Origin of the sequence: Mesorhizobium sp. KACC 23794, from assembly GCF_052180275.1 — a bacterium.
Lineage (GTDB): Bacteria > Pseudomonadota > Alphaproteobacteria > Rhizobiales > Rhizobiaceae > Kumtagia.
This window is the reverse complement of sequence record NZ_CP197465.1, coordinates 3,835,414-3,857,505: the sequence shown is the minus strand read 5'-3', so window position 1 is coordinate 3,857,505 and position 22,092 is coordinate 3,835,414. Positions and strand designations below refer to the sequence as shown.

At 63.8% G+C, this 22,092-nt stretch carries 27 protein-coding genes; 9 read left to right on the top strand and 18 right to left on the bottom strand.

Annotated features, from left to right (window positions below; all coding sequences use genetic code 11):
- Window positions 1–83 precede the first annotated feature (83 nt).
- From rpsD to ACSBOB_RS18885, 3 genes are all read left to right on the top strand, one after another.
- Window positions 84–701, top strand: coding sequence for a 30S ribosomal protein S4 (gene rpsD / locus ACSBOB_RS18895; protein WP_442577637.1), 618 nt, complete (start codon window positions 84–86; stop codon window positions 699–701).
- Between the two features lie 227 nt (window positions 702–928).
- Window positions 929–1,768 carry a tRNA 2-thiocytidine(32) synthetase TtcA gene (ttcA, locus tag ACSBOB_RS18890; protein WP_442583769.1) on the top strand — a complete coding sequence of 280 codons (840 nt, stop codon included), beginning with the start codon at window positions 929–931 and terminating at the stop codon, window positions 1,766–1,768.
- A gap of 16 nt (window positions 1,769–1,784) precedes the next feature.
- Window positions 1,785–2,612: an inositol monophosphatase family protein gene (locus ACSBOB_RS18885; RefSeq protein ID WP_442577636.1), complete on the top strand. Its 828-nt coding sequence runs from the start codon at window positions 1,785–1,787 to the stop codon at window positions 2,610–2,612.
- 176 nt (window positions 2,613–2,788) lie between these two features.
- On the opposite strand, the gene ACSBOB_RS18880 is transcribed toward ACSBOB_RS18885, so the two are convergent.
- Together ACSBOB_RS18880 and grxD are read right to left on the bottom strand one after the other, a co-directional pair.
- The gene (locus tag ACSBOB_RS18880; RefSeq protein ID WP_442577635.1) at window positions 2,789–4,051 is read right to left on the bottom strand and encodes a multidrug effflux MFS transporter; all 1,263 of its coding nucleotides are present in this window, start codon (window positions 4,049–4,051) and stop codon (window positions 2,789–2,791) included.
- 97 nt (window positions 4,052–4,148) lie between these two features.
- Window positions 4,149–4,484, bottom strand: coding sequence for a Grx4 family monothiol glutaredoxin (gene grxD / locus ACSBOB_RS18875; protein ID WP_396649023.1), 336 nt, complete (start codon window positions 4,482–4,484; stop codon window positions 4,149–4,151).
- 175 nt (window positions 4,485–4,659) lie between these two features.
- On the opposite strand from grxD, the gene ACSBOB_RS18870 reads away from it, so the two are divergent.
- Entirely contained in the window at window positions 4,660–5,463 is an 804-nt protein-coding gene (locus ACSBOB_RS18870; protein ID WP_442577634.1) for a phosphodiester glycosidase family protein, read from the top strand.
- 34 nt (window positions 5,464–5,497) lie between these two features.
- On the opposite strand, the gene ACSBOB_RS18865 is transcribed toward ACSBOB_RS18870, so the two are convergent.
- Window positions 5,498–5,731 (bottom strand): BolA/IbaG family iron-sulfur metabolism protein, encoded by a 234-nt coding sequence (locus ACSBOB_RS18865; protein WP_442577633.1) that lies wholly within the window; start codon window positions 5,729–5,731, stop codon window positions 5,498–5,500.
- Window positions 5,732–5,745: 14 nt separating this feature from the next.
- Complete coding sequence (purL, locus tag ACSBOB_RS18860) at window positions 5,746–7,962, bottom strand: phosphoribosylformylglycinamidine synthase subunit PurL (RefSeq protein WP_442577632.1); 2,217 nt, start codon at window positions 7,960–7,962, stop codon at window positions 5,746–5,748.
- Window positions 7,963–8,197: 235 nt separating this feature from the next.
- Between purL and ACSBOB_RS18855 the strand changes: the two genes are divergently transcribed.
- Entirely contained in the window at window positions 8,198–8,845 is a 648-nt protein-coding gene (locus tag ACSBOB_RS18855) for a LysE family translocator (protein ID WP_442577631.1), read from the top strand.
- Between the two features lie 179 nt (window positions 8,846–9,024).
- On the opposite strand, the gene ACSBOB_RS18850 is transcribed toward ACSBOB_RS18855, so the two are convergent.
- Window positions 9,025–10,449, bottom strand: a complete 1,425-nt coding sequence (locus ACSBOB_RS18850) for an aminotransferase-like domain-containing protein (protein ID WP_442577630.1) — start codon at window positions 10,447–10,449, stop codon at window positions 9,025–9,027.
- A gap of 90 nt (window positions 10,450–10,539) precedes the next feature.
- Here ACSBOB_RS18850 and ACSBOB_RS18845 point away from each other — a divergent pair, with 90 nt between their 5' ends.
- The gene (locus ACSBOB_RS18845; RefSeq protein ID WP_442577629.1) at window positions 10,540–10,770 is read left to right on the top strand and encodes a DUF1127 domain-containing protein; all 231 of its coding nucleotides are present in this window, start codon (window positions 10,540–10,542) and stop codon (window positions 10,768–10,770) included.
- 197 nt (window positions 10,771–10,967) lie between these two features.
- On the opposite strand, the gene ACSBOB_RS18840 is transcribed toward ACSBOB_RS18845, so the two are convergent.
- The 6 genes from ACSBOB_RS18840 to purC are packed head-to-tail and all read right to left on the bottom strand — an operon-like array spanning window position 10,968 to window position 14,030.
- On the bottom strand, window positions 10,968–11,372 hold the full coding sequence (locus tag ACSBOB_RS18840) for a hypothetical protein (RefSeq protein ID WP_442577628.1): 405 nt from the start codon (window positions 11,370–11,372) through the stop codon (window positions 10,968–10,970).
- A 44-nt stretch (window positions 11,373–11,416) separates the two neighbouring features.
- The gene (gene purQ, locus ACSBOB_RS18835; RefSeq protein WP_442577627.1) at window positions 11,417–12,085 is read right to left on the bottom strand and encodes a phosphoribosylformylglycinamidine synthase subunit PurQ; all 669 of its coding nucleotides are present in this window, start codon (window positions 12,083–12,085) and stop codon (window positions 11,417–11,419) included.
- Window positions 12,082–12,633 carry an RNA 2'-phosphotransferase gene (locus ACSBOB_RS18830; protein WP_442577626.1) on the bottom strand — a complete coding sequence of 184 codons (552 nt, stop codon included), beginning with the start codon at window positions 12,631–12,633 and terminating at the stop codon, window positions 12,082–12,084. The genes purQ and ACSBOB_RS18830 overlap by 4 nt, the downstream gene beginning before the upstream one ends.
- A gap of 34 nt (window positions 12,634–12,667) precedes the next feature.
- Window positions 12,668–12,925: a hypothetical protein gene (locus ACSBOB_RS18825; RefSeq protein ID WP_442577625.1), complete on the bottom strand. Its 258-nt coding sequence runs from the start codon at window positions 12,923–12,925 to the stop codon at window positions 12,668–12,670.
- Between the two features lie 20 nt (window positions 12,926–12,945).
- Window positions 12,946–13,188, bottom strand: coding sequence for a phosphoribosylformylglycinamidine synthase subunit PurS (gene purS, locus ACSBOB_RS18820; RefSeq protein ID WP_442577624.1), 243 nt, complete (start codon window positions 13,186–13,188; stop codon window positions 12,946–12,948).
- 50 nt (window positions 13,189–13,238) lie between these two features.
- Window positions 13,239–14,030 carry a phosphoribosylaminoimidazolesuccinocarboxamide synthase gene (gene purC, locus ACSBOB_RS18815; protein ID WP_442577623.1) on the bottom strand — a complete coding sequence of 264 codons (792 nt, stop codon included), beginning with the start codon at window positions 14,028–14,030 and terminating at the stop codon, window positions 13,239–13,241.
- A 273-nt stretch (window positions 14,031–14,303) separates the two neighbouring features.
- On the opposite strand from purC, the gene ACSBOB_RS18810 reads away from it, so the two are divergent.
- Window positions 14,304–14,624: a DUF1476 domain-containing protein gene (locus tag ACSBOB_RS18810; protein WP_442577622.1), complete on the top strand. Its 321-nt coding sequence runs from the start codon at window positions 14,304–14,306 to the stop codon at window positions 14,622–14,624.
- Window positions 14,625–14,753: 129 nt separating this feature from the next.
- Window positions 14,754–15,533, top strand: coding sequence for an HpcH/HpaI aldolase family protein (locus ACSBOB_RS18805; RefSeq protein ID WP_442577621.1), 780 nt, complete (start codon window positions 14,754–14,756; stop codon window positions 15,531–15,533).
- 52 nt (window positions 15,534–15,585) lie between these two features.
- On the opposite strand, the gene ACSBOB_RS18800 is transcribed toward ACSBOB_RS18805, so the two are convergent.
- Both ACSBOB_RS18800 and ACSBOB_RS18795 read right to left on the bottom strand, forming a co-directional pair.
- Window positions 15,586–16,665: an NAD(P)/FAD-dependent oxidoreductase gene (locus ACSBOB_RS18800; RefSeq protein ID WP_442577620.1), complete on the bottom strand. Its 1,080-nt coding sequence runs from the start codon at window positions 16,663–16,665 to the stop codon at window positions 15,586–15,588.
- Between the two features lie 6 nt (window positions 16,666–16,671).
- The gene (locus tag ACSBOB_RS18795) at window positions 16,672–17,226 is read right to left on the bottom strand and encodes an RBBP9/YdeN family alpha/beta hydrolase (RefSeq protein WP_442577619.1); all 555 of its coding nucleotides are present in this window, start codon (window positions 17,224–17,226) and stop codon (window positions 16,672–16,674) included.
- A gap of 203 nt (window positions 17,227–17,429) precedes the next feature.
- Between ACSBOB_RS18795 and ACSBOB_RS18790 the strand changes: the two genes are divergently transcribed.
- Entirely contained in the window at window positions 17,430–18,329 is a 900-nt protein-coding gene (locus ACSBOB_RS18790; protein WP_442577618.1) for a VOC family protein, read from the top strand.
- A gap of 248 nt (window positions 18,330–18,577) precedes the next feature.
- Here ACSBOB_RS18790 and ACSBOB_RS18785 read toward each other — a convergent pair whose 3' ends face one another.
- The 5 genes from ACSBOB_RS18785 to ACSBOB_RS18765 form a co-directional block, all read right to left on the bottom strand.
- Window positions 18,578–18,745 carry a hypothetical protein gene (locus tag ACSBOB_RS18785; RefSeq protein ID WP_442577617.1) on the bottom strand — a complete coding sequence of 56 codons (168 nt, stop codon included), beginning with the start codon at window positions 18,743–18,745 and terminating at the stop codon, window positions 18,578–18,580.
- A gap of 69 nt (window positions 18,746–18,814) precedes the next feature.
- The gene (locus tag ACSBOB_RS18780) at window positions 18,815–19,387 is read right to left on the bottom strand and encodes an RBBP9/YdeN family alpha/beta hydrolase (protein WP_442577616.1); all 573 of its coding nucleotides are present in this window, start codon (window positions 19,385–19,387) and stop codon (window positions 18,815–18,817) included.
- Window positions 19,384–20,697 (bottom strand): adenylosuccinate lyase, encoded by a 1,314-nt coding sequence (gene purB, locus ACSBOB_RS18775; RefSeq protein WP_442577615.1) that lies wholly within the window; start codon window positions 20,695–20,697, stop codon window positions 19,384–19,386. Before purB ends, ACSBOB_RS18780 begins: the two co-directional genes overlap by 4 nt.
- A 57-nt stretch (window positions 20,698–20,754) precedes the next feature.
- A complete protein-coding gene (locus ACSBOB_RS18770) occupies window positions 20,755–21,291 on the bottom strand; it encodes a hypothetical protein (RefSeq protein ID WP_442577614.1) in 537 nt (178 codons plus the stop codon).
- Between the two features lie 6 nt (window positions 21,292–21,297).
- Window positions 21,298–22,035: a DUF2259 domain-containing protein gene (locus ACSBOB_RS18765; protein ID WP_442577613.1), complete on the bottom strand. Its 738-nt coding sequence runs from the start codon at window positions 22,033–22,035 to the stop codon at window positions 21,298–21,300.
- Window positions 22,036–22,092: the final 57 nt, after the last annotated feature.

The following is a 22,092-nucleotide window of genomic DNA, read 5'->3' as shown; positions in this document are numbered from 1 at the left end:
TCTCGAAAAAGGAGGCCAGAGGAGGGCGCGTTTCCTTCACCCGGAGCATGGGCTTCGGGTGGTTTGTTTTGAAAGGGAATGCGATGAGCAAGCGCGAATCTGCGAAATACAAGATCGACCGCCGTCTTGGCGAAAACATCTGGGGCCGCCCGAAGTCCCCGGTCAACAAGCGTGAATACGGCCCCGGCCAGCACGGCCAGCGTCGCAAGGGCAAGCTTTCCGATTTCGGCCTGCAGCTGCGCGCCAAGCAGAAGCTGAAGGGTCACTATGGCGACGTATCGGAGAAGCAGTTCCGCAAGACCTATGAGGAAGCCGACCGCCGCCGTGGCGATACGTCGGAAAACCTGATCGGCCTGCTGGAATCGCGCCTCGACGCCGTCGTCTACCGCGCCAAATTTGTGCCGACGATCTTCGCCGCGCGCCAGTTCGTCAACCACGGCCACATCAACGTCAACGGCAAGCGCGTCAACATCGGCTCGTACCGCTGCAAGGCCGGCGACGTGATCGAGGTTCGCGAGAAGTCGAAGCAGCTGGTGCTGGTCCTCGAATCCGTGCAACTGGCCGAGCGCGATGTGCCGGACTACATCGAGGCCGACCACAACAAGATGACCGCAAAGTTCGCCCGCGTTCCCGGCCTTGCCGATGTGCCGTTCGCGGTGCAGATGGAGCCGAACCTGGTCGTCGAGTTCTACTCGCGCTGATCTGTCGGAATTCGCAGGCAGTTCACGAGCGGCGGGCCTCCCGCCGCTCGTTTTATTTTGTGCTGCAACATAATTGGTGTCGCCAAGGCTGTTTTGTCTTGCGCCCGCTGCTACGTCGGGAATATCGATGACCGGGCCGGTTCCTGATTTCACGCCGGCGACAGCGCGGAACCGGAAGACATCGCCGAATGGACCTCGATACAGTTGATCGGCCGGTCGTCGAGCCAATGGACGCCCCGGCCGCCAGTGAAGACCAGGCCGCCGGATGCCATCCGCTGTTCCGCGACGTGCCGTCCTCGGTCGAGTTCAACAAGCTCCGGAAACGACTGCTGCGCCAGGTGCGCGAGGCGATCGAGAATTTCGCCATGGTGCGGCCGGGCGACCGTTGGCTTGTCGCGCTGTCGGGCGGCAAGGATTCCTACGGACTGCTCGCCGTCCTGCTCGACCTCAAATGGCGTGGCCTGTTGCCGGTCGACCTGATCGCCTGCAATCTCGACCAGGGCCAGGCGAACTTTCCAAAACACATCCTGCCGGAATTCCTCGACCGCTACGGCATCCCGCACCGCATCGAATATCGCGACACTTATTCGATCGTCACCGACAAGATCGCCGAGGGCGCCACCTATTGCTCGCTGTGCTCGCGGCTCAGGCGCGGCCATCTCTACCGCGTCGCGCGGGAGGAGGGGTGTTCCTCGCTGGTGCTCGGCCACCATCGCGAGGACATCCTCGAGACCTTCTTCATGAACCTGTTCCACGGCGGCCGGCTTTCCGCCATGCCGCCAAAACTGCTCAACGACGAGGGCGACGTGATGGTGCTCAGGCCGCTGGCCTTCTGTGCCGAGGCCGATCTCGCCCGCTTCGCCGATGCCATGCGCTTTCCCATCATCCCTTGCGACCTCTGCGGCAGCCAGGACGGGCTGCAGCGCAACGCAATGAAGGCGATGATCGACGACATCGAGCGAAAGATGCCGGGCCGCAAGGAAACCATGATCCGCGCTCTTGCCAATGTCCGGCCGTCGCACCTGCTCGACCGCTCCCTCTTCGACTTCGCCGCCTTGACCCGATAACAGCGAGACATTTTCCATGCATTTTGACGACAAGACGGTCGATTGGCTGACCGCACTTCTGGCCGAGGCGGCGACGGTGGAGATCATGCCGCGCTGGCGCCGCCTCAGCGCCGAGGATATCCGCCAGAAGACGTCGGCCACCGACCTCGTGACGGAAGCCGACGTCAACGCCGAGCGCTTCATCACCGCGCGGCTGAGGGAGCGGTTTCCCGATGCGCTGGTGGTCGGCGAGGAGGCCCATGCGGCCGACGCCTCGGTGCTTGACGGACTTGGCGAGGCGGATCTAGCCTTCGTGCTCGACCCGGTCGACGGCACGCTGAACTTCGCCTCCGGCATGCCGCTGTTCGGCGTGATGCTGGCCGTCGTCGTCAAGGGCGAGACGGTCGCTGGCATCATCCATGACCCGGTCGGCAAGGATTTCATCATGGCGGTCAAGGGCGGCGGCGCCCATATCCGCCATGGCGACGGCCGGCTGGAGCCCTGCCGCGTCGCGCCGGCGCTGCCGGTGTCAGCGATGAACGGCGCTGTCTCCTGGCACTATACCAAGGAGCCCGAGCGCACGATGCTGGCGCGCAACCAGGCAAAATTCAACGCCCACTTCAACTTCCGCTGCGCTGCCCACGAATACCGCCTGCTGGCCACCGGCAACGGCCACTTCGTCGTCTACATGAAGCTGATGCCGTGGGACCATCTGCCGGGCACGCTGATCCACGCCGAGGCCGGCGGCTATTCGGCGCGGCTCGATGGCTCCGCCTACCTGCCGTCTCATGTCGGGGGCGGGCTTCTCGCCGCGCCCGACAAGGAGAGCTGGCAGGAAATCCGCCGCGCGCTCTGGGCGGATTAAATTAAAGGCCCGGTGCTGATTGGTGTGTCCTTCGAGGCTCGCCCCTCAAGGTTCGCGCCAATCTCTTCTATGCAGGCGGGTGCGAGTCCGCACGGCATTGAAGAACAGCAAATATCCTTCGCGGGCGAGACACGAAGGACGCACCGTCGACCCCGCTCAAACGCGGGGCGACGCCCTCAATGCCCTATCGCCTCCGGCTTCTTCGCGTCATGCTGCGCGCGAAAAAGCTTTCCGCGCTCGGCGATCAGCACCATGACGATGCCGAAGCCGGCGACGCCGCAGAAGCCCGCCGCCAGCGGCGTGGTCGTGCCGTCGAAGGACTGGCCGATGAAGGCGCCGACGAGGCCGCCGCCCAGCGTCTGGATGAACCCCTGCACCGACGACGCCGATCCCGCGATATGGCCGAGCGGCTCCATGGCGAGCGCGTTGAAGTTCGAGCCGATCCAGCCGAACTGGAACATTGCGGCCGCGAACAGCGCCACGAAGGCCACCAGCGGCACCTGGCCGAACAGCGACCAGACGAACCAGACGAGGCTGACGAGGAAGAAGCCGATCAGCGCCGCGTGCGACAGGCGACGCATGCCGAGCCGCATCACCAGCCTTGAATTGAGGAACGACGACACCGCCATCAGCCCGGCGACGCAGGCAAAGACGACCGGGAACCAGACGCCCAATTCATAGATGCCGATATAGACCTGCTGGGCGGAGTTGATGAAGCCGAACAGCGCACCGAACACGGTCATCGAGGCCAGCGTGTACCAGAGCGACACCCGCGTCGTCAGCACGATGCCGAAGGCCTGGCCAACCGACGACAGCGTGAACGGCCGGCGATCTTCGGGATGCATCGTCTCCGGCAGGCGCACCGCCGCCCAGATGGTGATCGCCAGAGCGATCGTGCCCATGCAGATGAAGATGAAGTGCCAGTTGGCGAACAGCATCATCAACTGGCCGATGCTCGGCGCCAACACCGGGATGATCATGAACACCATGAAGATCAGCGACATGATCTCGGCCATCTGGCGGCCGCCGAAGCGGTCGCGCACCATCGACACGGCGATGACGCGGGTGGAGGCCGCACCGATGCCCTGGATGAAGCGCAGCGCCAGCATAGTCTCGAAATTGGGTGAAAGCGCCGCCGCAAAGGCCGCGACGAGATAGACGGTCAGCCCGAACAGCAGCGGCCCCCGCCGGCCGAATCGGTCCGAGGCAGGCCCGTAGGCAAGCAGCGCGAAGGCCATGCCGGCGAAATAGGCGGTGATCACATATTGCCGGTGGTTCTCGTTCTCGACGCCCAGGCTGGCGCCGATCTGCTGGAGACCGGGCAGCATGATATCGATCGCCAGTGCGTTGAGCGCCATGAGGGCGGCGGCCAGAGCGATGAATTCCCAGCGCGGGAGCGGGAACGCGAGCTGCTTGCTCGCGGATGTCTGCTGGTCCATCGGACAGCTCCGGTATGTCGGAAAAACGAAATGCGCCGGGGGGCCCGGCGCATCCGCGATTCGAGTCTTGAAGAACCCGGCTCGGCCGGGTCCAGGATCAGGCGGCGCTGCTGACGCTTATGCCTTTTTCCTCGAAATAGCCCTGCAATTCGCCGGCCTGGAACATCTCGCGGATGATGTCGCAACCGCCGACGAACTCGCCCTTCACATAGAGCTGGGGGATGGTCGGCCAGTTGGAATATTCCTTGATGCCCTGGCGGAGCTCGTTCGAGGTGAGCACGTTGACGCCCTTATAGTCGACGCCGAGATAGTCGAGGATCTGCACGACTTGGCCAGAAAAGCCACACTGCGGGAAGCCCGGCGTGCCCTTCATGAAGACCACGACGTCATTGCCCTTCACTTCGCTGTCGATGTAGTCGTTGATTCCGCTCATGATCGTCCTTTCACGCCCGCCTGGGAGTCGGGCTCGAAACATGACATTCAAATAAACCCATAGGCGACCCGAAACAAGACGCCGCGATTCTTTCCGGACTGGTCCAGGTGCCACGGACCATCGAAGCGGCGCAAAGCGTTGATTGGTGCTTTGGATCGGCCTCGTTTGGACAAAAATGCGCGTGAACCGAAAAGCAATTGCCGCAATCGTCCTGATTGTCGTCCTGGTCGCCGCGGCGCTGGCTTTGTGGCGTGTCGAGGCAACCCGCTGGCGCGCGCCCTTCAACCTCTCCGAATTGCCGGCGCCGTGCCGCGCGGCGCGTTTCGAGTACGCCGCCTACATCGTCTGCGAGATCGACCTCAACAAATACGATGTCGGCATCCACCATTCCCGCCCCGGCGGACAGGCTTACGGCTCGCTCGACGCTTTCGACCGGGCGATGGCAGCCGACGGCAGGCCGGTTCAACTCGCGATGAATGCCGGCATGTATCACGAAGGCCTCGGTCCGGTCGGCCTGCTGGTGGAGAATGGCCGCGAATTGTCGCCGGTCGAGGCAGCGGAAGGCGAGGGGAATTTCTACCTCAAGCCGAACGGCGTCTTCCTGATCGGCGAGGACGGAAAGGCGGCTCTGATGGAGACCGGAAAATTCCTTGCCGCCCGTCCGGCAGTGAAATTCGCCACCCAGTCCGGCCCGATGCTGGTGATCGACGGCGCGATCCATCCGAAATTCCTGCCGGACGGCACGTCCAGATACACACGCAACGGCGTCGGCGTGCGCGACCCGGACACGGTGGTGCTGGCGATCTCGCTGTCGGAGGTCAGCCTCGGCAGTTTTGCACGGCTGTTCCGCGACGAGCTGGGGTGTCCGAACGCACTATTCCTCGATGGGGCGATCTCGACGTTTTCCAATGGCGAGAAGACGCTGCTTGGCGGAAAGGATCCGGTCGGGCCGATTATTTCGGTGATCGAAAGGAAGTAGTGCCGGCGACCTCACGTCTGACGTTGGTTTCCGTCTATTCCGGCGCGCTGGTCTGCAACGCCAGCGCGTGCAGCACGCCGCCCATATTGCCCTTCAGTGCCTCATAGACCATCTGGTGCTGCTGGACGCGGCTCTTGCCGCGAAAGCTTTCCGCCACGACCTCGGCCGCATAGTGATCGCCGTCGCCGGCGAGGTCGCGGATCGTCACCTTGGCGTCCGGAATGCCTTCCTTGATCAGCTTCTCGATGTCGTTCGCGTCCATTGCCATCGTTCAGCTGCCTCTTATTCGCCCATGAATTTGGGAAACCAGGATTCGTGAGCCTTCTTCAACTCATCGAGAGGTATCGCACGCGCCTCGCCGAGTTTCAATTCGCGCCCGCCGGTGACGCCGATCCACGGCGCGAACACGCCGGTGTCCTTGAGGAATTCGCCGAGGAACCAGTCGACTTTTTCGCGTGGGATGGTGACGAGATAGCGGCCCTGGTCCTCTCCGAAGAAGACGGGGATCGGCGACAGCTGGTTCAACTGGTTGACCGTCGCCCCGATGCCGCTCGCCATCGCCATTTCGGCCAGCGCAACCGCCAGGCCGCCGTCGGAAAGATCGTGGGCGGCGGTGGCGACGCCGCTTTCGATCAGCGAGCGCACGAGGTCGCCCGTCCGCTTCTCATGCGCGAGATCGACCGGCGGGGGAGGGCCGTCGGCGCGGCCAAACAGGTCGCGCAGATAGATCGACTGGCCGAGATGCGTGCCCCAGGACGGCGGCGCGCCGACCAGCATGATCGCCTCGCCCTCGGCCGAAAAACCGATGCGCGCCATCTTCGACCAGTCCGGAATCAGACCGACGCCGCCGATGGTGGGCGTCGGCAGGATGCCCTGGCCGTTGGTCTCGTTGTAGAGCGAGACATTTCCAGACACGATCGGAAAGTCCAGCGCCCGGCAGGCCTCGCCGATGCCTTCGATCGCCTTCACCAACTGACCCATGATCTCGGGCCGCTCGGGATTGCCGAAATTCAGATTGTCGGTGGCCGCCAGCGGCAGCGCTCCGGTCGCGGTCAGGTTGCGCCAGCATTCGGCCACCGCCTGCTTGCCGCCCTCGAACGGATCGACCTCGCAATAGCGCGGCGTCACGTCACTGGAGAAGGCGAGCGCCTTGGTCGGATGCCCGTCGATGCGCACCACGCCGGCGTCGCCGCCGGGGATCTGCAAAGTATTGGCGAGGATCAGCGTGTCATATTGCTCCCACACCCAGCGGCGGCTCGACAGGTCCGGCCCGCCGAGCATTTTCAGCAGCGCATCGGCCACGTCCATTTCGGGAATATCGCCGGCCGGCAGCGGCGCGCGCGGCTTCGGCTCGGTCCACGGCCGGTCATACTCCGGCGCCTGGTCGCCAAGATCCTTGATCGGCAGATTGGCGACTTCCTCGCCCTGGTGGATCACGCGGAAACGCAGATCGTCCGTCGTGTGGCCGACAATGGCGAAATCCAGACCCCATTTGTGGAAGATCGCCTCGGCCTGCTTTTCCAGCTCCGGCTTCAGCACCATGAGCATGCGCTCCTGGCTTTCCGACAGCATCATCTCGTAGGCGCTCATGCGCTCCTCGCGCACCGGCACCTTGTCGAGGTCCAGCTCGATGCCGAGGTCGCCCTTGGCGCCCATCTCCACCGCCGAGCAGGTGAGGCCGGCCGCGCCCATGTCCTGGATGGCGATGACCGCGCCAGACGCCATCAACTCCAGGCACGCCTCCAGCAGGCATTTTTCCGTAAAAGGGTCGCCGACCTGCACGGTCGGGCGCTTTTCCTCGATCGTGTCGTCGAATTCGGCCGACGCCATGGTGGCGCCGCCGACGCCGTCGCGCCCGGTTTTCGCACCGAGATAGACGACGGGAAGGCCGACGCCCTTGGCTTCGGACAGGAAGATGCCGTCGGTGCGCGCCAGCCCTGCCGCGAAGGCGTTGACCAGGCAGTTGCCGTTGTAGCGCGCGTCGAAATTCACCTCGCCGCCCACCGTCGGCACGCCAAAGGCGTTGCCATAGCCGCCAACGCCGGAGACCACGCCGGAAACCAGATGCCGCGTCTTCGGATGGTCGGGCTCGCCGAAGCGCAGCGCGTTCATCGCCGCGATCGGCCGTGCGCCCATGGTGAAGACGTCACGCAGAATGCCGCCGACGCCGGTAGCTGCGCCCTGATAGGGCTCGATGTAGGAGGGGTGGTTGTGGCTCTCCATCTTGAAGACCACGCACTGGCCGTCGCCGATGTCGACCACGCCGGCATTCTCGCCCGGCCCCTGGATCACCCGCTCGCCCTTGGTCGGCAGCGTGCGCAGCCATTTCTTCGAGCTCTTGTACGAGCAGTGCTCGTTCCACATGGCCGAAAAGATGCCGAGTTCGGTGAAGGTCGGCTCGCGGCCGATCAGGTCGAGGATGCGCTTGTATTCGTCTGGCTTCAGCCCATGCGAAGCGACAAGCTCGGGCGTGATCGGGACGGTGTTGGAGATGGTCATCAAGGGCTGGTCGGCTCTGGTTCCGGGGAGAATTGGCCGTCTCATATAACAACCGCGCCGGATTGGCATCCCCGCTGGAGGTCAAAAGCTTGGGAAACCCACATTGCGGTGGACTCAAGCCGCGCGTTCCGCTGGCTGTTGCCGGGTTCGGAAAAGGCCGCTAGCGTCGCCGTTCCGCGATCAGCCAGTATTGCCTCCGAACCTTCGGAACAAAGGCCGCGGCACGAGGTGTTGCATGGAAATCGTCATACCCGGCGCCTCCAGTCTCGGCCTGTTCATCGTCGCCGCGCTCGTGCTGTTGGTCACGCCCGGACCGGCCGTGCTCTACATCGTCGCCCGCTCGATCGAGCAGGGCAGGCTTGCCGGCTTCGTGTCGGACCTCGGCATCCATTCGGCAACGCTGGTGCATGTGCTTGCCGCCTCGCTGGGTCTGTCGGCGCTGCTCGCCTCGTCGGCATTGGCCTTCAGCATCGTCAAATTCGCGGGCGCCGCCTATCTCATATGGATCGGGCTCAAGAAGATTTTTGGCAAGGTCGCGCCCATCGACCTCGGCGCCGGGACGAACCGCGTAAGCTACCGGCTCTTTCGCGACGGCTTCATCGTCAACCTACTCAATCCCAAGACCGCGCTGTTCTTCCTCGCCTTCCTGCCGCAGTTCGTCGATGTCGGGCGCGGCCATGTGGCGATGCAGATCGCCTTCCTCGGCCTGCTCTTCACGCTGCTCGGTTTCATCAGCGACGGCTGCTATGCGCTGGCGGCAAGCGCTGCCGGCGGCTGGCTGAAGCGCAGCAAAACCTACCTCAATGTTGAGCGTTATGTCAGCGGCGTGGTGTTCATCGGGCTGGGGCTGACGGCGGCATTCGCGGGCAACCATCGGAAGTAAGATCGGACGCTGTTGGCGTCGACCATCCGGCCGCCCCTCATCCCCCTGCCGGGACCTTCTCCCCGTCCTTCACGGGGAGAAGGTCCCGGCAGGGGGATGAGGGGCAACACCGCCGTCTGAAAAAACAACCCGCCGATGGCACTATTCGAAGCAGACCAAGCCCATGGGCCCCCGCCTGCTCACCCATAGCTGTCGTATCCGGCATTGCCATGGTCGAGCAGGCGGCGCAGCGTGCCGAAACCGCTCGCCACCTGGTCGCGCCGCGACGGCATGGAAAAGCCGACGCGGATGCGGTGGAACACTTTTTCGGCGCGCGCCGGCTTGTATTCGTCCTCGTCGTCGATCAGCACGCCTTCATTGGCCGCCACCTGCTTGAACGTACCCGAAAGCCAGGGTTCCGGCAGCTTCATCCAGAGATAAGGGATGTTGCGGTGCGAGTTGAAGTCGAGCCCGTGGAAGACGCGTCGCGCGATGGCCTCGCGCTCGGCGATCTCGCGGCGCACGTCGGCGCGGATCGCTTCGGCGTGGCCGGTGTTGACCATCTCGGCGGCAAGCTCGGCCAGCATGAAGGGCAGGCCGCCGGTGATCATCTTGTGGGCGGTCTGCACGCGCGGCGCCATATGGGCGGGGCAGGCGGCCCAGCCACCGCGCACACCGGCGGCCACTGCCTTGGACAGTCCGCCGACATGGAACGTCCGCTCCGGCGCCAGCGAGGCCAGCGTCGTGTAGCGGTGCTCCAGCAGCGTGGCGTAGATCGCATCCTCGATCAGCCAGACATTGTACTTTCGCGCCACCTCGACGATCGCCTTCAGCCGTTCCACCGGAATGACCGACAGGGTCGGGTTCTGCAGCGCTGGCATCAGGAAGACGAGTTTCGGATGCTGCTGTGCACATAGCCGCTCGAAATCCTCGGCATCGGCGCCTTCGCCGTCATTGGCGAAAACGACGCTGCGGCGACCCATCAGGTTGGCGCTGCGCGAGATCGAGGCATAGGTCAGTTGCTCGAAGGCGATCTTGTCGCCGGGCGCGGTGACTGCGGCAATGACCGCCATGATCGCCGCATGCACGCCGGTGGTCGGGACGATCGACTGGGCGTCGGGCTTCCAGTCGCCTGATGTCAGCCATTTGCGTCCGGCCTCGCGCCATTCCTGCGGCCAGTTGCGGGTATAATCGCCGATCTTGTCAGAGTGTTTCTGGGTGATCTGGTTGAGCAGGTTGCGGATGATGGCGCTCTGGCCGATCTCCGGCGCCGAGGTCGTGTCCATCCTGAGTTTTATCGCCACGGGCGTCGCCTCGGGGATGACCGACAGCCGCTCCGGCATTTGCTGGGCCGCACTCGGCGTTCGCGCGCCCTCAAGATGCCGGTCGAGCACATAGGTGCCACGCCCAACCTCGCCGCTGACCAGCCCGCGCTCGCGCGCCACCGCATAGGCACGGGTCACCGTGCCGATCGTCACGCCGATATCGAAGGCGAGGTTGCGTTGCGGCGGCAGTTTTTCGCCGGGCGGCAGCGTGCCTTCGCCGATGTCGGTTTCGATCTGGTCCGCCAGGCGCAAATAGAGCGGGCCGTTGCCTTTGGAGAGATCGGGAAGCCAATTTGTCATGAGGACAATTTGATATATTGCTATTGCAATAGAGTCAATCCAGAAGATTGTACCTGCATGCGGTGACAATCAGCGCGAAGGAACAATACAATGAGCACGATGAAGACAATATCCCCCAGCGGATCGTTTCGCGATGTGGCTCCGGGGATCGCGACACGGCTGGCCCGGCTCCTGTCCATGGCGGTCGAGGGCCTGTCGGTCATGGCGGAGCGGCGTCGCAGCCGGCTGCTGCTGCTCGAAATGACGGACAGCCAGTTGAAGGACATTGGCCTTTCCAGGGCCGATGCGGAACGCGAGGGGTTGCGGCGTCCCTGGCAGTGAGGGCAAAGCCTTGGCCAATCCTCGCATCCAAAGCGTCCAGATTGAACCTTTCCGCCGGTGAAAGCGCTGCGCAGCAACGGCGCGGCGGACTGCGGCAATCCATCGACGGAATGGTTCAATCTGGACGCATCTCTTTCAGGTCGCGACCGTATTTTCCCGCCACCCTACGGCCTGACGCGCTGAGGGCGGACGAGTTGTCAGGCTGCAGCACCGCAGGACGTATCGCCCGCCGTCCAGCGCTTCAGGTCGCCCGAGATCCGGGCGCCGACCGGCTCGCTCATCAGCGGACCGAACGCATCGACCCGCGACGAGCTTCCCTGTGCCTGCACGACCAGCAGCGGTTTTCCGCCGAAATTCTTTGCCGGCACCAGCAGGAAACGCGGCGTGCCCGTCATCGAGTTCAGCTCATTGGCGAAACGGTAGGTCTTGAAAGCCGGGTCCTTCGACGCGAACCAGCATTTGTGCGCCGCCGTCGCTACGATCTCCATCGACCGCAGCGAAGCGCTCTTCCCGCCGGAGCTTGTCGTCACTTTCGCCGGCTGCGCCTGGCAGGCGTTCAGCAGAAGCGCAAGGACGGGGAGGGCGGCTTGTCGCAGTCGCATCGATTGTCCCTGTCTGATCGGGTGCAATTGTTCAAGGAATGGGTTTACGCGGCAATGCCCAGCGCGCTTTCGAACAGGCCGCGCCCGTCGATGCCGCCATGCGCCGCCTCGATCAGGTCCTCGGGATGCGGCATCAGCCCCAGCACATTGCCATCGGCATTCATGATGCCGGCGATGTCGTTGATGGAGCCGTTCGGATTGGTGTTTTCCGCATAACGGAACACAACCTGGCCTTCGCTCTCTAGCCGGGCAAGCGTCTCCGCATCGGCGAAGAAATTGCCGTCGTGATGGGCGACCGGCGCCCGAATGACCTGTCCCGGCGCATAGTTGCGGGTGAACAGCGTGTTGGCGTTGGCGACGCTCAGCTTCACCTCGCGGCAGACGAATTTCAGCGACTCATTGCGCATCAGCGCGCCCGGCAGCAGGCCAGCCTCCAGCAGGATCTGAAATCCGTTGCAGACCCCGATCACCGGCACGCCCTTCTTCGCCTTCTCTGCCACCGCCCGCATCACCGGCTTGCGCGCCCCGATCGCGCCACAGCGCAGATAGTCGCCATAGGAAAATCCGCCCGGGATGACAATCAGGTCGACATCGGGAATCTCCGCCTCGGTCTGCCAGACTGTGATGGGCGGCTTTCCGGAGATCTTCGTCAGCGCCGCGATCATGTCGCGGTCGCGGTTGAGGCCGGGGAGCAGGACGACTGCGGATTTCATGCTTCTGCCTCTTGATCGATCTTGGACAGGAATTCAGGCGGCACGGCGTTCGTCAGCCATACACCGTTCTCCGAGAGGAAGAAGAGAAAACCGCCAGCCGCCATTGCTTTTGCATCGATTTTCAACACCACGTCGTCACCTTTCCGGCGTTCCGCGACTTTTGTTGCCGTCGCGATATCCGAGGAAAGGTGGACGTGGTGGCGCGCCTGCCTCGTCAGTCCTTCCTTCAGGATGGCGGCAAGAAAACGTTCCTTAGTCCCATGAAAGAGGATATCGGGCGGAGCCGACGGCCGCAGTTCGAGATCGACCTCGACACTATGTCCCTGTGCCGCGCGGATACGATTTTCGTCAATAGTGAAACGCTTTTTCGGGCACTCGTCGACGATCCGCAGCACCTCGTCGGCGGAGACGCCGAAGCGTTCCCTGATGACCTCACACAGTCGCGTGAAATCGGTCCACCCGTTTTCGTCGAGCACCAAGCCCGCTTCCTGCGGCGCATGACGCAGTACGAGGCTCATGAATTTCGAAATTTGCGTGTCGTTCGGCATTCCAGACGTCCCGACGCAGCTGGCTTGACTTCGTTCACACGCCTGGATCGAAGGGACGCTGCGGTTCTGCCAACTCGCGCAGCTCAAGCCGTTGCTCGATACGGTCCAGGCGCTGGTCGATGCGAGATGTGACGGCGTAAATGTTATTGATATCGGTCTGCGTCCCCAACGCCTGCAGTCTCATCGCCACGATCTCGTGCTTCACCTCGCCGAGCGCATGTTCAAACTTGTCCATCCACTGATGGGTCTTTTTCAGCAACTCGTAGACCAGTTCTCCGTCGACTTCCGTCATCGCGCCCTCCGGGCACAACCTCAGGTAAGCGTCACACTATAGTTCTCGATCACCGTGTTGGCCAACAGCTTCTCGCACATGGCCTTCAGGTCGGCCTCTGCCTTCGCCGCGTCGTTGCCTTCGAGCTGCACGTCGAAGACTTTTCCCTGCCGCACCTGGCCGACGCCGGAAAAACCCAGCGTGCCCAGCGCGCCTTCTATCGCCTTGCCTTGCGGGTCGAGCACGCCGTTCTTAAGGGTGACGGTGACGCGGGCCTTGATCACGAGTCTGTCGTTCCTTGCCGAAATACTGAAATGGGGAGGAGGGCAGCCGCTTAGTGCGGCTTGCCCTTGCCGTTGCCGGTGGCGACGAGGATCGGACCGGTCGGGCGCGGCGGCTCGTTCTCGTTCATGATGCCGAGCCGGCGGGCGACCTCCTGATAAGCTTCCACCAGTCCGCCCATGTCGCGGCGAAATCGGTCCTTATCGAGCTTGTCCTGCGTGGCGACGTCCCACAGTCGGCAGGAATCCGGCGAGATCTCGTCGGCCACGACGATGCGCATCATGTCGCCCTCGAACAGGCGGCCGCATTCGATCTTGAAATCGACGAGCTGGATGCCGATGCCCATGAACAGGCCGGACAGGAAATCGTTGACGCGGATGGCCAGCGCCATGATGTCGTCGATTTCCTGCGGGGAGGCCCAGCCAAAAGCGGTGATGTGCTCTTCCGACACCATCGGGTCGTCCAGCGCGTCTGCCTTGTAGTAGAACTCGATGATCGAGCGCGGCAGCACGGTGCCTTCCTCGATGCCGAGGCGTTTTGCCAGCGAGCCGGCGGCGATGTTGCGCACGACCACTTCCAGCGGGATGATCTCGACTTCCTTGATCAGCTGCTCGCGCATGTTGATGCGCCGGATGAAGTGGGTCGGGATGCCCATCCGGTTCAGGTGATTGAAGATGTGCTCGGAGATGCGGTTGTTGATGACGCCCTTGCCGTCGATGATCTCGTGTTTCTTCTTGTTGAAGGCGGTGGCGTCATCCTTGAAAAACTGGATGAGCGTGCCCGGCTCGGGGCCTTCGTAAAGGATCTTTGCCTTGCCTTCGTATATGCGGCGGCGATTTTTCATAGCGGCTTCTCTGGATTTGCGGGAAGGCTGATCATTGCCGTACCCTGCGACTCGCGCGGCAAACGCGCGACGACGATGAGTTTCAACGGCGGTCTCTATCGTAAACGGCGGATTTCCTCAATTGGCAATTCCCGGCAATCAACGGCTTTCGGGCGCGATTTGCCGCAGCGCAGCATGGTTGCCCGTATTGACCCCAGCGCAGCGTTTTGGTTTGTGCGGGCAAAGCCCTTATATGGGATCGACGGAATCGAATTCCCACCCGGAGGAACAGCCATGACCAGCATGAAAGACCGCGAGGAAGGTTTCGAGCGCAAGTTCGCGATCGACGAGGAGCAGCGCTTTCGGGCCACCGCCCGCCGCAACAGGATGCTCGGCCTGTGGGCAGCCGCGAAACTTGGCAAATCGGGCGCCGACGCCGAGGCCTACGCCAAGGAAGTGGTGATCTCCGATATCGAGGAAGCCGGCGACCACGATGTGCTGCGCAAGGTGAAGGGCGATTTCGAGGCCGCCGGCGTCGACCAGTCGGAACACCAGATCCGCCGCACCATGGACGAGCTGATGGCGCAGGCGATCGAGCAGATCAGGAACAGCTGAGCTTTACCTTCGCCGGTCCGCGCGGATTCGCCTGGACCAATTCGACCGCCCGGATTGACGGGCGGTTTTTCTTTGCCTTTTCGGCGGCTTCCGGGTCAATCTCCGCGCCGACTGTTCATGGAGAGAGCAATGTCGCTGAGAGACCGGCTGGCCGCCGACGAGGTCGTTGTCACCGCATGGTCCGGCGTTCCGGATGCGCTCACCGTCGAGATCATGGCCGCCCAGCCCTTCGACGCCGTGACGCTCGACATGCAGCATGGCGGCCATCACGAGGACAGCGTGCTGCGTTGCATCGTGCCGGTGAAGCGCGCGCAAAAGCCTGTGCTGGTGCGCATTCCCGTCGGGCGTTTCGACATGGCGAGCCGGGCGCTGGACTTCGGCGCCGACGCCGTCATCGCGCCGATGGTCAATTCGGTGGAAGACGCGCGCCGCTTCGCCGCCGCCACAAAATACCCGCCGGTCGGCGAGCGCTCCTGGGGGCCGACCTTCGGCATGCCGCGCTATGGCGGGACGACGCAGCAGGAATGGCTGGAACAGAGCAACAGCCGCACCCTCTCCTTCGCGATGATCGAGACGCGGCAGGCGATGGAGGCGCTGGACGAGATCCTGGCGGTGCCAGGCATCGACGCGGTTTTCCTCGGCCCGTCCGATTTCTCCATCGCCTGGAGCCGCGGCAAGACGGTGAACGCCACGCTGGAAGACATGATGGAGACGGTGGCCTCCGTCGCCGCCCGGGCGCGGGCGGCGGGAAAATACGCCGGCATCTACGTCATCGACGCGGCGATTGCCGGCCGGTTCGTCAAAATGGGTTACCGGCTGCTGGCGACGGGCAGCGAAGGCCAGTTGATCGCACGCGGCGCCGAATTGCAACTCGGCGCCGTCAGGGAGTCGATCAACAAGGCCGGATAGGCCCGCGGCTATTGCTCAGACCGTCCGCGCAAACAGTCGAGCTTGCGTCGCTTTATCCCAACTCCGGCCGCCCCGGATCATATGGCGCCAGGTCCGGGTCGCGAAGACCTTCCACGATCTCGCGCGCCGCAAGCTCGCCGACGATCGGCGCTAGCGTCACGCCCGAATGCATCACAGTGACGTAAAGCCCTTCGACACCTGGTGGACGGCCGATCGCCGGAAATCCATCGGCCGGGGTAGGGCGGTGGCCGACCGTGACGAAGCCGACATCGAGGTCTTCTGCGCCGCGCACCAGCGCCTTGATCCTGGCGAGCAGTTCGCGCGCCATGCGGTCCTCCTCGCCCTTCGGGTCGGCGCCGGCGAAATCAGAGCCGGCAATCAGCCGGCCTTCGCGGGTCTGGCGCACATTGCATTGCGGGGCGAACACCATGCCGTTCAGCAGCCGCTGCGACGCCACCGTCGAATGCATGATCAGCCCCGGCGACGTGATCATCCCCAGGCGGACGCCGATCGTTTCGAGCATGCCTTGCGTCGCGGTGCCGGCGGCAATCACGGTCTCGTCGGCGAGGATGGTGTCCCCGTCGGCGGTGACCGCGCCGGTCACCTTGCCGTCGCGCGCCGACAGCGCGGCGATGCGGGTTCCCGTCAGCAGCGTTCCGCCGGCCGCGGCCGTTGCGGCGAGCATCGCGCGTGCCGCCTCCACCGGCTCGACCATGCCTTCCTCGGCGACGAACAGCGCCCGGTCCGGCGGTGTCTTCAGGCCGGGCTCGATGCGCTGTGCGCCAGCGCTGTCGACGCGGCGCATGCCGTAGCCCCAGCGCGTATGCTCGGCTTCAAACGTATCGAAGTCTTCGGCGGAGATGTCCCAGGTCAGGCCGCCGCACCAGTTCACCGACACATCCGGAACCTCGCGTTCCAGCCGCCGCCACCCGGCCATCGAGCGTCTGCGAAAATGGAAATAGAATTCCGGATTGCCCCAGTTGGCGTTGATCCAGGCGAAGGAGTGGCGCGTCGCCAGCCCGCCGCCGTCGCCGGTATCAACCACGGTCACCTTGCAGCCGGCCTTGGCCAGATGCCAGGCGACCGAAGCCCCGACGATGCCGGCGCCGACGACGAGAACCGTCTTGCCCATCTGCGCCTATCCCTCCAGCCGGGTCATGAAATTGGCGAAGGCCATGCTGCCTTCCGGCCATGGGCCGTAGCCCGATTCGGCGTTGATGTGGCCGGCCTCGCCGGCGTGCACGAAGACGGAACCCCATGCGGCGGCGATGTCCTCGGCCACGTCGAGCGCGCAGAACGGATCGTTGCTGCTGCCCGCCACGATCGACGGGAAGGGAAGCGGATCGCGCGGATACGGTCCGAAGGTCATCAAATGTTTCGGCCGGATCGACGGGTTGGCGACATCCGGCGGCGCGACCAGGAAGGCCCCTGCCACCGGCCGCTGAAACATCGGGATCGCCTGGATCACCGTCGCTACGCCGAGCGAATGGGCGACGATGACCACCGGCCGCTCGGCCGCGTTCACGGCGTTTGCCAGCGTCTGCGTCCAGTCCTCGCGCACGGGTTTCGACCATTCGGCCTGCTCGACGCGGCGCGCCGTCGAGAGTTTCGCCTCCCAGCGCGTCTGCCAGTGCTCAGGCCCGGAATTGGTGTATCCGGGGACGATCAGTATGTCGGTGTCCTTGACTTTCATGACGCGGATTTAGCGATGCGAAGCGCCGCTTGCAATGTCGATGCGCGATCTTCGGGGGGTGCCGCATTGTCAATCCATTCCGTATCGATCCTCGCCGGATCGCATTGAAACGGTGAACACCGTGTTCGCGCTTTGCAGTCTTGCGCGCGCGCACGGGGGACCCGATGTTGAAGCCGGCAACTGGCCGAAGACACGAGGACCGAATGCGGATATCGAGACGCAGTTTTTCCGGAGCGGCCGGCCTTCTGGCTCTCGATGCGGTGACCGGTTTTTCCCGGGCGGAGACGATGATGACAAAACTTCCCTTTGCCGCAGACGCGCCGGTGAGCGTTACGACGGTGGGCATCAAGGCGCGCGACGTGAACGGGCTCAACGGCTACTACAAGGATGCGGTCGGCCTCGAAGAGGTGTCGCGCCGGCCCGGCGCGATCGTACTCGGCGCCGGTGGCTTGCCGCTGCTGGAAATCGAGGAGTTCAAGGCGGCGCGCCCCGACGACCCCCGCTCCGCCGGCCTTTACCACACCGCCTTCCTGCTGCCGTCGCGCCCCGACCTCGCCCGCTGGACCCGCCGCGCCATAGACCGGCGCATCCCGGTGACGGGTGCGTCAGACCATCTGGTCAGCGAGGCGATCTACCTCACCGACCCCGAAGGCAACGGCATCGAGATCTATGCCGACCGGGCGCGCGACACATGGGATTTCGAAGGCAAGTCGGTGAAGATGGCGACGCTGCCGCTCGATGTCGAAAACCTGCTTGACGAATTGCGGCACGGCCAGTCCGAATGGACCGGAGCGCCGGCCGGCAGCATGGTCGGCCACGTCCATCTGCGCGTCGGCAACGCGGCCGAGGCCGAGCAGTGGTGGAACCGCGAACTGGGCTTCGACACGATGCTGAATTTCGGCGGCAGCGCGGTGTTCCTGTCGACCGGCGGCTACCACCACCACGTCGGCGCCAACGCCTGGCAGAGCGCCGGCGCAAAGGAACGCGACGCCGACCGGACAGGACTGTCCTTCGTCGAATTCCGCTCGAAGGATGCGACGGCGGAATCCGTCCACGAGGACCCGTGGGGCAACGTCATCCGTATCGTTCCCGCCGCAGCCTGAAAAAGGTGATCCTGCGAAGCGGCAAGGCTTCTCCGGATTGTGAAAGCCGGCGCGTCGAAACGCCCCTCCAACGATGCTGAAGTTGTCGAAAAAGAGCGTCGAAGCCCCTTTTTCGGTGTCCGCGTGAAGCCCACTACGGAAGAATCGCGTGGCGTACGCAGCAAGTAATTGGTATCGCTGAAACTTCCGGACTTCACAGCGGTTTTGGCGGATGAACCGACTCTGCCCGCCTTTGGGAAAATGATCATCTACTGGCCTTCGATGATCGCTCCCGTCGAGTGCCTCGATTCGACATCAGCTTTTGCGTCGAAGTATCCGTCCGCATAGAGAAAAAGTGCTACCGCCATGGCTGCTGTCAGCGCACCGATAGCGAACCAGCCGACCCTGCTGGCCCCGTGGGAAACGACCCGTTCCATCCAAAACCTCTCTGGCAGATTTGCCTGCGCCTGCAACGCGGCAGCACCGGGAGAGGTTCCGGACGGCCGCTAGAGCCGTGCCTGCTGCAGAAGCCGGCCAAGGAGAAGCAGCCCGTTCGGCCATATCCCGAGCCTCGCTTCATTGCCCATATGGCCGAGATCGCCGGCGTCCGCGAGGTCCGCGCCCCAGGCCGCTGCGAACTCCGTCGCCTTTTCGAAGGTCACGCGCGGATCGCTGCGGCTTGCCACGACCAGGGCCGGAAATGGCAATGGTTTCAAAGGCATCGGCGCGAAGGCACGTACGGTGTCGAAGGATGGATCCGGGTCGGCGACGTTGGTCGGCGCGACGAGCAGCACGGCCGCAACCTTGTCGAGCCGGTCCTGGCCGGCTTGCGCCGCCCACTTCACCGTCGTCGCCACCGCCAGCGAATGCGCCAGCAGCACGACCTTTCGAGGCGCCTGGGCGACCGCCGCATCGACCCTGGCGATCCAGTCCTTCGGGTCGGGTTTTTCCCATTCGGCCTGGAGAACCCGGCTCGAATTCGGGAAGGCTTGGCACCAGTGCGACATCCAGTGGTCCGGCCCGCAATTGCCCCGCCCGGGAATGGCGAGAAAGTCGAAATCGCCTTTCGCGTCAATCACTTGGCGGCCTCTCCAAATACACGTTTGAAGATCGTGTCGACATGGGCGGTGTGATAGCCGAGGTCGAATTTTTCGCGGATTTCCTCTTCGGACAAAGCTGCGCGCACCTCCTCGTCACCCAGAAGTTCCTCAAGGAAATCAGCCCCTTGCTCCCACACTTTCATGGCGTTTCTCTGCACGAGGCGGTAGGAGTCCTCCCTGCTCACACCGGCCTGGGTCAGTGCCAGCAGCACGCGCTGCGAATGTACGAGCCCGCTGAATTTATTCAAGTTCTTCAGCATGTTATTGGGATAGACTAACAATTTGTCGATGACGCCGGTCAGCCGCGCCAGCGCGAAATCCAGCGTCACCGTGGCGTCCGGTCCGATCATCCGTTCGACCGACGAATGTGAAATGTCACGCTCATGCCAGAGCGCCACGTCCTCCATCGCCGGCAGCGCGAAGGCCCTCACCATGCGGGCAAGGCCGGTCAGGTTTTCGGTCAGCACCGGGTTGCGCTTGTGCGGCATGGCCGACGAGCCCTTCTGGCCTGGCGAAAAATACTCTTCCGCTTCAAGCACTTCAGTCCGCTGCAGGTGCCTGATCTCGATCGCCAGCCGTTCGACGGAGGAAGCAATCACGCCCAGCGTCGCGAAGAACATCGCATGCCGGTCGCGCGGAATCACCTGCGTCGACACCGGCTCCGGCTTCAGCCCAAGCTTTGCCGCGACATGCTCTTCGACGCGCGGATCGATGTTGGCGAAGGTGCCGACCGCCCCGGAAATCGCGCAGGTGGCGATTTCCGCACGGGCATTGACCAGCCGCTCGCGACACCGCGAGAATTCCGCATAGGCCTGCGCCAGTTTTACGCCGAACGTGGTCGGCTCGGCATGGATGCCATGGCTGCGGCCGATGGTGACGGTGTCCTTGTGCTCGAAGGCGCGGCGCTTCAGCGCTGCCAGCAGGGCGTCGATGTCGGCCAGGAGAATATCGCTGGCGCGCGCAAGCTGCACGGCCAGACAGGTGTCGAGGACGTCGGACGAGGTCATGCCCTGGTGGATGAAACGCGCATCAGGCCCAACGAATTCAGCAAGATGGGTCAGAAAAGCGATGACGTCATGCTTAGTCACGCGCTCGATCTCGTCGATGCGGGCCACGTCGAAAGTCGCCGCGCCGCCCTTCTCCCAGATCGTCCTGGCGGCTTCCCTGGGGATGACGCCAATCTCGGCCAGCGCGTCGCAGGCATGCGCCTCGATCTCGAACCAGATGCGGAAACGCGTTTCCGGCGACCAGATGGCGACCATTTCCGGCCGCGAATAGCGAGGGATCATCGTTGCGTCCTGATTTCGTAAATGCTTGCCGCCTCCTAACAGAGGCAGGCGCGCTTCTCAACGCGCGCGGCGCGCAAACCAGATCGACACGGCGGCGAGTGCTGCGAAACCGAGGGGAAAATAGAACCGCACCCCGGTGACGGCGAACTGGACGAGTGCGCCGGCAACGGTGAAGGCGAACTGGTGCATCCAGACCCAGGAAAAGGCCTCGGCATGCCAGTTCGCATAATACTGGCGGTAATCGAGGGCGTAGAACACGCCGGTGACGCCGACGGTCATGACGGTGAAACACAAGAACGCCGCCGCGAGCCGCGTCTCCCACCCCCCGTTGCCCGCCACGATCGTGGACGCTGCATAACCGAGCGGGAATGCCACCGCCGCACCTGCCGCGAAGACAATTGCGACCTCGACGATCTTGGCGGGCGTTTCCCACCCATCGCCGAGAAGGTTGATCGCCGCACTTGCCGACATCGCCGCCGCCCAGAATAGGGCGCCCAGCGCTGCCACCCGCCACGTCGGCAAGGCCGGCCTCAACCGGGCGGCAAGGCCGCTCCTTGGCCGCTCGGCCTCGGTGATGACGGGTGTGACCGACACGCCCACTCAGTCTCCGACCGTGGTGGAAACGGCAAGCCAGCGATAGTCCGGACCTTCGAAGCCGAAGGAGCGAACCGCGAGAATGATCACCGCGATCGGCGGCCCGCCATCCGGAAAATAGGATTTGACCGCACCGATGCGGTAGCCGAGCGGGCAGCCCCGGCTTGACGGAATCTGCTTGTCCTCATGCAGGATTTTAGTCGTGCCGCCGGGATGCGTGTCGACCTTGAGGAGCCGGAAGCCCTTGATTTCCTGCCATTCCTCGCAAGTGACGCCCGGCTTGATGCCTTCCAGTTCCTTCAGCCGGAATTCCATCGGGTCGCTCGGCAGCGGATGGAGCGGACTGGAATTGGCGACGACGCGGAATGGATCGGCGGACAGTTCGGAAATCGGACTGATCGCCGCCGTGTAGCCCGGATGTTTTGCCAGCTCGGCGTCGGCGACGATCGCCTCGCCCTTCTTGCGCGCCTCGGCGCGGACGGTCTCGACGGACGGGTCTTCGCTCTGCGGCTGGATGCGGATCGGCGAGCCGGGAACGAAGGCGTCCTTCGCGGTGTCGATGTAATAGCGGTTGGCGTAGGGAAATCCCGAGCCGTCCTGGATGCCGTATTCCTCGAAGGCAAAAATGCCGCCATCGGCGCTGAAACCCAGCATGTTGAGTTCGGCCGCATCGCCGGCAATGCCGCTTGCGGGCGCGGCAAGCGCCGTCAGGGCAAGAAGACTGGCAAGGAGCAGCGGTCGCATCGGCGTTCCATGAAAAAGGGTGCGGTCGCAAGAAGCACTCTATCGCCAAGAGGTCTT